Below are 11085 nucleotides of genomic sequence, written 5' to 3' on the forward strand. Positions count from 1 at the left end.
CCATGTCCTCGTTCTTCGCGGGCAAGCCTCGCTACTACAACGGTAAGCTCCGCTTAGTTGTCGTAACCCAGATTCGGTGCCAGCCAGCGTTCAGTCACGCTCAACTCCTGGCCTTTACGCGACGTATAACTCTGCACCTGATCCTTGTCGATCTTGCCCACAGCGAAGTATTGCGCCTGCGGGTGAGCAAAATACCAACCGCTGACCGCTGCTGCCGGGAACATCGCGTAGTGCTCGGTGAGGAACACGCCGCTGCGGCCGGCCCGCATTTCGGCGGCTTCAGGATCGAGCAGCGCAAACAACGCGGCTTTCTCGGTGTGATCCGGGCACGCCGGGTAGCCCGGGGCAGGGCGAATACCGGCGTATTGCTCTTTGATCAGCGCCTCGTTGTCCAGTGTTTCGTCCTTGGCGTAACCCCAGTGCTCTTTACGCACTTGCTGGTGCAGCCACTCGGCGCAAGCCTCGGCCAAGCGGTCAGCCAGGGCTTTGACCATGATCGAGTTGTAGTCGTCGCCAGCGTCTTGATAGGCCTTGGCCACTTCTTCGGCACCGATGCCGGCGGTGGTGATGAAACCACCCACGTAGTCGGTGACTTCGCTGTCTTTCGGTGCCACGAAGTCGGCAAGGGAGAAGTTCGGCTTGCCATCGGTCTTGATGATCTGCTGACGCAGGTGATGCAGCTTGGCCATCGGCTTGCCGTCATCGCCATAGATTTCAATGTCGTCTTCACGCACCTGATTGGCCGGCCAGAAGCCGAACACTGCGCGGGCGCTGATCAGTTTCTCGTCGATCAGCTTGGCGAGCATTTCCTGGGCATCGGCGAACAACGCAGTAGCGGCTTCGCCGACTACTTCGTCCTGGAGGATGCGCGGGAACTTGCCAGCCAGGTCCCAGGAGATGAAGAACGGTGTCCAGTCGATGTATTCGGCCAGCACTTTCAGGTCGATGTTATCCAGCACTTTGGAACCGGTGAACGTTGGTTTGACCGGCTCGTAGGCGCTCCAGTCGAACTGCGGCTTCTTGGCGATGGCTGCCGGGTAGCTCAGGCGTTCAGTGCGGGCGCTGCGGTTGGCAGTACGCTCGCGAACGTCGATGTATTCCAGACGGGTTTTCTCGACGAAACCGGCCTTCAATTCCTTGGACAGCAGTTGCGTCGCCACGCCCACGGCACGCGAGGCGTCGGTGACGTAGATCACTGCATCGTTGCTGTACTTGGGTTCAATTTTCACTGCCGTGTGCGCTTTGGAAGTGGTCGCGCCACCGATCATCAATGGCAGGTGGAAATCCTGGCGCTGCATTTCGCGAGCGACGTGAACCATTTCATCCAGCGACGGGGTGATCAGGCCAGAGAGGCCGATGATGTCGCACTTTTGTTCCTTGGCAACCTGGAGGATTTTCTCCGCAGGGACCATCACGCCAAGGTCGACGATGTCATAGCCATTGCAACCCAGCACCACGCCGACAATGTTCTTGCCGATGTCGTGCACGTCGCCTTTCACCGTGGCCATAAGGATCTTGCCCTTGGCTTCCGGTTTGTCGCCTTTTTCCAGTTCGATGAACGGGATCAAGTGGGCCACCGCTTGTTTCATTACACGGGCGGACTTCACCACTTGCGGCAGGAACATTTTGCCGGCGCCGAACAGGTCGCCAACGATGTTCATGCCGGACATCAGCGGGCCTTCGATCACTTCGATCGGGCGCGCAAAGGACTGACGGGATTCCTCAGTGTCTTCAACGATGTGGGTAGTGATGCCTTTGACCAGGGCATGTTCCAGACGCTTGTTGACGTCCCAGCTACGCCATTCTTCGGTCTCGGCTTCCTTGACGCTGCCGTCGCCTTTGTATTTGTCGGCGATGGCGAGGAGGGCATCGGTACCGTGCGGGGTGCGGTTAAGCACTACATCTTCCACGGCGTCGCGCAGTTCGGTCGGGATCTGGTCGTAGATCTCCAGCTGGCCGGCGTTGACGATGCCCATTGTCAGGCCATTACGGATCGCATAGAGCAGGAACACCGAGTGAATGGCCTCACGAACCGGGTTGTTGCCACGGAACGAGAACGACACGTTGGACACGCCGCCGGACGTCAGCGCATAAGGCAGTTCGTCGCGGATGTAGGCGCAGGCGTTGATGAAGTCCACAGCGTAGTTGTTGTGTTCTTCGATGCCGGTGGCCACGGCGAAGATGTTCGGGTCGAAGATGATGTCTTCCGGCGGGAAGCCTACTTCGTTGACCAGAATGTCGTAGGAGCGTTTGCAGATTTCTTTCTTGCGCGCTTCGGTGTCAGCCTGGCCGGCTTCGTCGAAAGCCATGACGACCACGGCGGCGCCGTATCGCTTGCACAGCTTGGCGTGATGAATGAACTGCTCGACACCTTCCTTCATGCTGATCGAGTTGACGATGCCCTTGCCCTGAATGCACTTCAGGCCGGCTTCAATCACTTCCCACTTGGAGGAGTCGATCATGATTGGCACGCGGGAGATGTCCGGCTCGCCGGCAATCAGATTGAGGAAGGTCACCATGGCCTTCTTCGAATCGAGCATCCCTTCGTCCATGTTGATGTCGATCACCTGGGCACCGGCCTCAACCTGCTGCAGGGCAACTTCCAGGGCTTCGGTGTAGTTGTCTTCACGGATCAGGCGGGCGAACTTGGCGGAACCGGTGATGTTGGTCCGCTCGCCGACGTTCACGAACAGTGAATTGCGATCAATGGTGAACGGTTCCAGGCCGGACAGGCGGCAAGCCTTTGGAATCTCTGGAATCTCGCGCGGTGCATAACCGGCCACGGCTTTGGCGATGGCTTCGATGTGGCCTGGGGTGGTGCCGCAGCAGCCGCCGACGATATTCAGGAAACCGCTTTGGGCGAATTCTTCGATGACCTTGGCGGTTTCCGACGGCAGTTCGTCGTATTCGCCGAATTCGTTCGGCAGGCCGGCGTTGGGGTGCGCCGACACGTGGGTGCTGGCCTTGTTCGACAGCTCTTCGAGGTACGGGCGCAATTCGCTGGCACCCAGCGCGCAGTTCAGGCCGACCGAAATCGGCTTGGCGTGAGCCACGGAGTTCCAGAAGGCTTCGGTGGTCTGGCCGGACAAGGTACGGCCGGAAGCGTCGGTGATCGTGCCGGAAATCATGATCGGCAGTTCGATGCCCAGCTCTTCAAAAACGCCTTGTACGGCGAAGATGGCCGCTTTGGCGTTCAAGGTGTCGAAAATGGTTTCGATCAGGATCAGGTCGACGCCGCCTTCGATCAAGCCTTTGGTGGCCTCGGTGTAGTTTTCTACCAGTTCATCGAAGGTGACGTTGCGGTAGCCGGGATTGTTCACGTCTGGCGACAGTGAGCAGGTGCGGCTGGTCGGGCCGAGCACGCCGGCGACAAAACGCGGCTTGTGCGGATTCTCCAGTGTCTTGGCATCGGCGACCTTGCGTGCCAGCCGTGCGCCTTCTACGTTTAATTCGTAGGCCAGTTCTTCCATGCCGTAGTCGGCCATGGAAATCCGGGTGGCGTTAAAGGTGTTGGTTTCCAGAATGTCGGCACCGGCATCGAGATAAGCCTTTTCGATACCGCCGATCACGTCAGGACGGGTGAGCACCAACAGGTCGTTGTTGCCTTTGACATCGCTCGGCCATTCAGCGAAGCGTTTGCCACGGTAATCCTGTTCCTCGAGCTTATAGCTCTGGATCATCGTGCCCATGCCGCCATCGAGAATCAGGATGCGCTCTTTGAGGGCGTGCTTGAGAGCTTGAAGGCGAACGCTGCGATCGGACATTGGGACTACTCGAAAAGACCATGACGAAGGGCCGGGATCATAACAAACCTGTGCGGTTTTAGAGCATGTTCGAGATTCTCATGAATATCGCTCATGTTGGCGTCGTTGCCAGACCGGTAGAATCGCGGCGTTTTTTCACGATTGGGACCAGGGACATGTCGTATCGCGTCGTCATCAGCAGTGTGTTGCTGTTTTTAAGCTGGGGCGCCGCTGCGCAAAGTCCCGCCGATTCTGCTGCTATTTCCTACACTCGCGACATTCAACCGATCTTCACTGAAAAGTGCGTGGCCTGCCATGCCTGTTACGACTCCGCCTGTCAGCTCAACCTTGGCAGTGGCGAGGGCGCTGCACGCGGCGCGAGCAAAACCCCGGTCTACGACGGTGATCGCAGTCAGGCCGCGGCGCCGACCCGGCTGTTTTATGACGCCTTCGGCAAGCGTGCGTGGCAGCAAAAGGGTTTCTATTCGGTGCTCGATGCCCAGGGCAGCCAGGCTGCACTGATGGCGCGGATGCTCGAACTGGGCCATCGGACCCCATTGCAACCCAATGCGAAGATTCCCGAAGACATCGCCTTGGGCTTGAACCGGGAAAACATGTGCGCCATGCCGGCGGAATTCGACGGCTACGCCAGTTCCCACCCGAAACAGGGCATGCCGCTGGCGGTTACCGGCCTGACCAGCCAGCAATACCAGACACTGCAACGCTGGCTGGCTTCCGGTGCGCCAATCGATGCGCAGGGCCTGGTGCCCAGCGCTCAGGAAGCGTTGCAAGTGGTGCAGTGGGAAAACCTGCTCAATGCGCCAGGCGCGCGGGAAAGCCTGGTGGGGCGCTGGTTGTTCGAGCACTGGTTCCTTGCACATATCTACTTCAAGAACGGTGATCCAGGGCATTTCTTTCAGTGGGTGCGTTCGCGCACACCGACCGGGCAGCCGATTGATCTGATCAATACCCGTCGCCCGAACGATGATCCGGGCACGCAATTTTATTATCGCCTGTGGCCAGTGCAGGGCGTGATCGTGCACAAGACCCACATCACCTATCCGCTGAGCCCGGCGAAGATGGCCAGGGTAAAAAGCCTGTTCTACAACGGCAACTGGCAGGTCAATGCGTTGCCGGGCTACGGGCCGGAGCGCCGGGCCAATCCGTTCGAAACATTCGAGGCGATACCGGCGCAGGCGCGCTATCAGTTCATGCTGGATAACGCCGAGTATTTCGTGCGCACCTTTATTCGTGGTCCGGTGTGCCGAGGCCAGATCGCCACTGATGTGATTCGCGATAATTTCTGGGCGTTGTTCCAGGCGCCCGAACATGACCTCTATATCATTGACCCGAACTACCGCGGTCAGGCCACGCCATTGCTGGCGATGCCGGGGCAGAACGACGACGTCGGCAGTGTCCTGAGCCTGTGGCACAACTACCGCGACAAGCGGAACGACTACGAAGCGTTGCGCCGGGACAGCTATGCCGAGTTGCCTGCGCCGAGTTGGTCGACCTTGTGGGCCGGCAATGACAACGCGTTGCTGAGCATCTTCCGGCATTTCGACAGCGCGGCGGTGACCAAAGGCTTGATCGGCGACGTGCCGCAAACTCTGTGGCTGTTTGATTACCCGCTGCTGGAGCGCACCTATTATCAACTGGCGGTGAATTTCGACGTGTTTGGCAACGTCTCCCATCAGGCCCAGACGCGCCTGTATTTCGACCTGATCCGTAACGGCGCCGAGCAGAACTTCCTGCGCCTGATGCCCGCCGATTCGCGGGACGACTACCTCGACGACTGGTACCAGAGCAGCGGCAAATTCAAGATGTGGCTGGATTACGAGTCGATAGACGACGACACGCCAACAGCGCTGAAACTCGATGCGAAAGACCCCAAGCGCGACTTCGCCATGCAATTGCTGGCGCGCTACGGCGAGCTCAATGCCAAGCCTGATCCGATCAATCGCTGCGACGGCGCCTATTGCTCGCGACCTAACATCGACCCGGCCCTGCAAGGCGCCGAACAGGCCTTGAGCCGCTTGACGTCACGTCCGGCGGCCGGGCTCAAAGTTATCGACCAGTTACCGGAAGCGACCATGCTGCGGGTCGAGACAGCGAGCGGTCAGCGCGTGATCTACAGCCTGCTGCGCAACCGTGCCCACAGTAACGTGGCGTTCCTGTTGGGTGAATCGCTGCGTTATCAACCGGGGCTGGACACCATTACCATCTACCCGGGAGTGCTCAGCAGCTACCCGAATTTCATGTTTAACATTCCCGCCGAGCAAGTCCCGGCGTTTGTGGACGCCATGGAAAATGCCAGGGATACCGACAGTTTCGAGAAAATTGTCGAGCGCTGGGGCGTACGGCGCAGCCATCCGCAGTTCTGGCAGTACTTCCATGACCTGAGCCGCTACATCCACGAGACCGATCCGGTGGAAGAGGGTGTGCTGGACATGAATCGCTACGAGAATCTTTGATCGACTTTTGATGGCGGGCTGGTGTCGGAGTTGTATGGCACCGCCGATCCCCTGTAGGAGCGTTGCTTGCTCGCGAAGAGGCCATAGCATTCAGCATTGATGTGGCCTGACAGATTGCTTTCGCGAGCAAGCTTCGCTCCTACAGGGACTTGCGGTGGTTTGCGGATTGCGACCGGAGGGCTCGTCGATGTTGATTTCAGTACAGGCACTGCGCGCGCTCGCGGCCTGGACGGTGGTCTGCCACCACTTCATGCAGATTTTCTTCGACTTCCATGCCCGTGGCCCGATCGGGCAGATGTTCATCGACAAGGGCGCTGTGGGTGTTGACGTCTTCTTTGTCATCAGTGGCTTGGTGATTTTCCTGTCCACCGAGGGTAAAACGCTGCCGCCGGCGCGTTTTCTGCTGTATCGACTATCCCGAATCGTCCCGGCGTATTGGCTGTACACCGTGCTGATGGCGCTGCTGGTGGTGTTCGCCAAGCCGGTGTTGCCGGATCAGACCGTCGACTGGTCGCATTTCCTGCTGTCGCTGTTATTCATTCCTACGGAGAATCCCGGAGGCTACGGGATGTACCCGACGCTAAATGTCGGCTGGACGCTTAACTACGAAATGCTGTTCTACGTGCTGTTTGCCTGGGCGCTGCTGTTTCGCTTGCCGGTTCGCTTGCTGATCGTTGCGGCACTGTTGTTTGCGGTGTCCCAGGCGTGGACCGGGTATGGCTGGGTCAGCGAGTTTTATCGCTCGGACATCGTTTATGAGTTCCTGCTCGGCATCGCGATTGGCATGCTTTACCGCCGTGGCTGGATCAAACCCGGATTCTGGTTGCCCTTGCTGGGCATTGCAGGCGCGCTGCTGGCGATTTATCACTTGCGGCCGCAACCACGGCTTTTGGCCTGGGGGCTGCCGAGCGCGGTGCTGGTGCTGGCTTGCATGTCGCTGGAGCGTTTTTTTGAAAAGAAACGGCTGCTAAAGCTACTGGGCGACTGTTCCTACTCGGTGTACCTGATGCACGTGCTGGTGCTGTCAGCCGGCGGTTTTTTCGCACAACGCTATGGGATAAACCCCTACGTGATGTTCGTAGTCTGTGCAGTGACAATCGGCCTGGGTTCGTGGCTCAGTTACGAATGGGTAGAAAAATGCAGCTATCGGTGGCTTAAAGTCTGGATCGACGGCGAATCAGCCAGTGAAATTGCCCCGTCTCTTTCCCGACAGAAATACTAGGACTTTGTCCGGCGCGATGATTGGCGTAAACTGCGCCCAAGCCTGCGAGGAGTTTCCATGACCGCTATTACCATCACCGACGCCGCCCACGATTATCTGGCTGATCTGCTCTCCAAGCAGAACACCCCGGGCATTGGCATCCGCGTCTTTATCACCCAGCCTGGCACCCAGTACGCCGAAACCTGCATTGCCTACTGCAAGCCGGGCGAAGAAAAACCTGAAGATACGGCGCTGGGGCTGAAAAGCTTCACCGCTTATATCGATCACTTCAGCGAAGCTTTCCTGGACGACGCGGTAGTCGATTACGCCACCGACCGCATGGGCGGCCAACTGACCATCAAGGCACCTAACGCCAAAGTACCGATGGTCAACGCCGACAGTCCGGTCAACGAACGCATCAATTACTACCTGCAAACCGAGATCAACCCGGGGCTCGCCAGCCACGGCGGTCAGGTCAGCCTGATCGATGTGGTCGAGGATGGCATCGCCGTTCTGCAGTTCGGCGGCGGTTGCCAGGGCTGCGGCCAGGCAGACGTCACCCTGAAGGAAGGCATTGAGCGCACCTTGCTTGAGCGCATTCCCGAGCTCAAGGGTGTTCGTGACGTGACCGACCACACGCAGAAAGAAAACGCCTACTACTAAGGTGTTCGCTGCGACATAAAAAACGGCGCCCCGTGAGCGCCGTTTTTTTATGGGTGATCGTTTCTCCCTGTAGGAGCTGCCGAAGGCTGGGATCTTTTGATTCTGTTTTTAAGAACAAAATCAAAAGATCCCAGCCTTCGGCAGCTCCTACGTTGGTCTTAGGGGCGATACAAATGCGCATGCCCTGCACGATACAGCGATGACTCGCTGAACTGATCACTGCCCAACACTCGGCCCACCAGGATCAACGCCGTACGCCGAAATCCCTTGGCTTTCACCTTCTCGGCAATGTCCTCAAGCGTCCCTGTCACCCAATCCTGATCGGGCCAGGTCGCCCGATGAATCACAGCGATCGGGCAGTCTGCGCCGTAGTGGGGCACCAACTCATCCAATATTCTCTCCAGATGATTGACCCCTAAATGGATCGCCATGGTGGCCCCGTGTTGGGCCAGGCTGCCCAGTTCTTCGCCTGCCGGCATCGCGGTTTTATCGGCGTAGCGGGTCAAAATGACTGTCTGTGACACGTCCGGCAAGGTCAGTTCCGCACCCAAAAGCGCCGCACAGGCTGCCGTAGCGGTCACGCCGGGAATGATTTCAAAGGGAATGCCAAGCTCGCGCAAAAGGCGGATCTGTTCGCCGATAGCGCCATACAGGCTCGGATCGCCGGAATGCACGCGCGCCACATCCTGGCCGTTGGCATGGGCGGTCTTGATCAGTTCGATGATCTGTTCCAGGTGCAGTTCGGCGCTGTTGACCACCTGTTCGGCGCAATGGCCGTCCAGTACCGCTGCGGGCACCAGGGAGCCGGCATAGATGATCACCGGGCAGCTACGAATCAGCCGTTGGCCTTTGACGGTAATCAGTTCCGGGTCGCCGGGACCTGCGCCAATGAAGTAGACGGTCATCGTCGGTTCCTGTGAAAAAAAAGGATTGGGCAAGGCTTCAGATGAAGATTGCTCATGATCGAGGGCGAAGATTATCGAGGATTTTACGCCACGCAGGCCAATGCCAAGGTTGCCTGGGCATATTTTTGTCGTGGAATCAGCAGTTTGGCTGGCGCATTGGCCAACTGTTCGGCCAAGGCCAGAGCAGTGCTTTCAGCGACGCCGTAGCAGCCGGTGCGTTCGAATGCGATCTGCGAATGATGGCTGAGCACCGGTTCATAACTGGCCAATTGTTCGCTGCTGAAAAACATCAACGGCAACGACAGTTGCTCTGCCAGTTCGATCAGGGCCGGTTCATCGCGCTTCAAATCGATGCTCGCCAAGGCCTTGATCTGATAAATGTCTATTTTGTGTGCTTGTAAAGCCTGATCGAGCAGCGCCCGCAGCGTGCTGACCGGGCAGCCGCGCTGGCAGCCCAGGCCGACCACCAGGGTCGGCGCTGCGCTGGCATCAGTCATGCGTGGTATTGGCCTTCGCTTTTGCGACGGAACAACCAGGCGCTGATCAGGCCGAGGGCCAGCCAGAATCCCATGTTGGTCAGTTGCGAAGCGATTTTGAATTGAGCTTCCAGAGCTTCCGGCGCCAGCATCGAATGCACTTCCGGTTGCGGAGCACCAATCACATGCGGAACGGCAAGAATCGCCACGCCGAGGACTTTCATCAGCCAATGACGGCTGAAGACAATCAAGGCAATGCCGGCAGCGGTGGAGGCTGCGGTGCCGATCCACCAGATCTGCCGTTGTGCCAGATCGGCGGCAGCGGTGCCTGGCAGTTCAGGTGGCAGACCGAGGGTTGGCGCCAGCACGAAAGTCGCATAACCGGCCAGGCCCCAGAGCAGGCCTTGAGAAGTTTTGGTCGGGGCGCGCAGGGTGTAGAGGCCGGCGAGCATCAGGGCAAAACCAACCGCCACTACCAGATTGCCGCCGGTAGTCGACAACACGCGCTGCCAGCCGTCTTCAGGCTCCCAGGCTTCGGCGTCGTGGGTGTGACCGGCCATCGCCGCGTCGGTGTGTTCGTGCATTTCAACAGCAGCAGGTTCAGCTTTTTCGTAGGTTTCGGCCTGCAAAATCAGCGGGGCTACCCAGAAACTTTGCAGCAGGGTCAGCAGCAGGGCGGCCAATAACCCGGTAAAACCTGCGGTTTGAGCAATACGCTTGATCATGTCGGCAGGTCTCAATGGCACGGGAATGCTGAGCTGTGGCGGGTATCGTGTGCGGCGTTGTGCACCGCTTCAATGTGAGAGAAACCGGCGAAATACACCAGGCACGCGCCAAGGATCGACGCACAAACGGCGGCGGTCAGACGTTGAGTCAAGGTAGTGGTGGTGCTGGCCGTCGTATGGCCGGTGCTGCTGATGATCGACATGGCGCTTCCCTCTGTTCTGTCAGCGGGGAATAAGAGCGCATGCAAAACCCTGCACGACCGAGCGCGCAGAGAATCGAACAGCGCCCGCCCACCGCGGGTTTGTCATTCAGTGATTGTAGTGTTCACTTTGTGTTGCGGGCCGGTCTCCGGGCTCACGAGGGGCGCAGGCTTTCGCCTTGACCTGCAAGCATCACCTTCCCATGCCTTATCGGCACAGTGGATCTGACGCTTCGCTCGCTTACCGTTGCGGGGGCAGCACCGGACTGACATGGCTTTGAGTAAAGCACATGATTCACCGGTTTCCCGTTTCACCCTGTGAAGGGCACCCGTAACAAGGTGTGTAGGAGAGCATGGGCGAGGGTTTGGCGTCAATTGGTATGGGTTCTCGTTTGTATGGCGGGATCCATGTAGGAGCCGCAGAAGGCTGCGATCTTTTGATTGTGTTTTTAAAGAAACAAGATCAAAAGATCGCAGCCTTCGGCAGCTCCTTGTATCTCGACTATCGCTCCGTCAGGAGCGATAGTTCTCGACTGATCATCGAGGGAGGGACCTGGAAGCCGCGCAGCTCCTTAGGCTTTTTGCCTGCAATGTAGATCGTGCTCCTACCCTCCACACTCACTCGTATAGTTCGAACGGTATCTTGGGCCCGTCCTTGGCGAGAGCCCGCATTTGCAAGGTTGGACAGAGTGCAGTGA

At 58.4% G+C, this 11085-nt stretch carries 9 protein-coding genes and 1 riboswitch; of the genes, 4 read left to right on the forward strand and 5 right to left on the reverse strand.

Annotated elements, in window-relative coordinates; genetic code table 11:
- Window positions 1-53 precede the first annotated feature (53 nt).
- Complete coding sequence (metH, locus tag KUF73_RS28955) at window positions 54-3764, reverse strand: methionine synthase (RefSeq protein ID WP_218441376.1); 3711 nt, start codon at window positions 3762-3764, stop codon at window positions 54-56.
- A 155-nt stretch (window positions 3765-3919) separates the two neighbouring features.
- Here metH and KUF73_RS28960 point away from each other — a divergent pair, with 155 nt between their 5' ends.
- The 3 genes from KUF73_RS28960 (at window position 3920) to nfuA (ending at window position 8081) form a co-directional block, all read left to right on the forward strand.
- Window positions 3920-6217: a fatty acid cis/trans isomerase gene (locus tag KUF73_RS28960; RefSeq protein WP_218441377.1), complete on the forward strand. Its 2298-nt coding sequence runs from the start codon at window positions 3920-3922 to the stop codon at window positions 6215-6217.
- Between the two features lie 187 nt (window positions 6218-6404).
- On the forward strand, window positions 6405-7439 hold the full coding sequence (locus KUF73_RS28965; RefSeq protein WP_218441378.1) for an acyltransferase: 1035 nt from the start codon (window positions 6405-6407) through the stop codon (window positions 7437-7439).
- Window positions 7440-7496: 57 nt separating this feature from the next.
- A complete protein-coding gene (gene nfuA, locus KUF73_RS28970; protein WP_007912592.1) occupies window positions 7497-8081 on the forward strand; it encodes a Fe-S biogenesis protein NfuA in 585 nt (194 codons plus the stop codon).
- A gap of 158 nt (window positions 8082-8239) precedes the next feature.
- On the opposite strand, the gene cobM is transcribed toward nfuA, so the two are convergent.
- The 4 genes from cobM to KUF73_RS28990 form a co-directional block, all read right to left on the reverse strand.
- Window positions 8240-8986: a precorrin-4 C(11)-methyltransferase gene (cobM, locus tag KUF73_RS28975; protein ID WP_218441379.1), complete on the reverse strand. Its 747-nt coding sequence runs from the start codon at window positions 8984-8986 to the stop codon at window positions 8240-8242.
- 83 nt (window positions 8987-9069) lie between these two features.
- The gene (locus KUF73_RS28980) at window positions 9070-9483 is read right to left on the reverse strand and encodes a cobalamin biosynthesis protein (protein WP_218441380.1); all 414 of its coding nucleotides are present in this window, start codon (window positions 9481-9483) and stop codon (window positions 9070-9072) included.
- The gene (locus KUF73_RS28985; protein WP_218441381.1) at window positions 9480-10187 is read right to left on the reverse strand and encodes a CbtA family protein; all 708 of its coding nucleotides are present in this window, start codon (window positions 10185-10187) and stop codon (window positions 9480-9482) included. The genes KUF73_RS28980 and KUF73_RS28985 overlap by 4 nt, the downstream gene beginning before the upstream one ends.
- Before the next feature lie 11 nt (window positions 10188-10198).
- On the reverse strand, window positions 10199-10390 hold the full coding sequence (locus tag KUF73_RS28990) for a CbtB-domain containing protein (protein ID WP_218441382.1): 192 nt from the start codon (window positions 10388-10390) through the stop codon (window positions 10199-10201).
- A gap of 119 nt (window positions 10391-10509) precedes the next feature.
- Window positions 10510-10735: riboswitch (cobalamin riboswitch) on the reverse strand.
- Between the two features lie 5 nt (window positions 10736-10740).
- Here KUF73_RS28990 and KUF73_RS28995 point away from each other — a divergent pair.
- Entirely contained in the window at window positions 10741-10983 is a 243-nt protein-coding gene (locus KUF73_RS28995) for a hypothetical protein (RefSeq protein WP_218441383.1), read from the forward strand.
- Window positions 10984-11085 lie beyond the last annotated feature (102 nt).

It is taken from the genome of Pseudomonas sp. PD9R, from assembly GCF_019200975.1.
Taxonomy (GTDB): Bacteria; Pseudomonadota; Gammaproteobacteria; order Pseudomonadales; family Pseudomonadaceae; genus Aquipseudomonas.

Coding starts and splice junctions, on each gene's coding strand:
- cobM (WP_218441379.1), bottom strand. CDS start 8,986: ATGACCGTCTACTTCATTGGCGCAGGTCCCGGCGACCCGGAACTGATT.
- KUF73_RS28990 (WP_218441382.1), bottom strand. CDS start 10,390: ATGTCGATCATCAGCAGCACCGGCCATACGACGGCCAGCACCACCACT.
- KUF73_RS28960 (WP_218441377.1), top strand. CDS start 3,920: ATGTCGTATCGCGTCGTCATCAGCAGTGTGTTGCTGTTTTTAAGCTGG.
- metH (WP_218441376.1), bottom strand. CDS start 3,764: ATGTCCGATCGCAGCGTTCGCCTTCAAGCTCTCAAGCACGCCCTCAAA.
- nfuA (WP_007912592.1), top strand. CDS start 7,497: ATGACCGCTATTACCATCACCGACGCCGCCCACGATTATCTGGCTGAT.
- KUF73_RS28985 (WP_218441381.1), bottom strand. CDS start 10,187: ATGATCAAGCGTATTGCTCAAACCGCAGGTTTTACCGGGTTATTGGCC.
- KUF73_RS28980 (WP_218441380.1), bottom strand. CDS start 9,483: ATGACTGATGCCAGCGCAGCGCCGACCCTGGTGGTCGGCCTGGGCTGC.
- KUF73_RS28965 (WP_218441378.1), top strand. CDS start 6,405: ATGTTGATTTCAGTACAGGCACTGCGCGCGCTCGCGGCCTGGACGGTG.
- KUF73_RS28995 (WP_218441383.1), top strand. CDS start 10,741: ATGGGCGAGGGTTTGGCGTCAATTGGTATGGGTTCTCGTTTGTATGGC.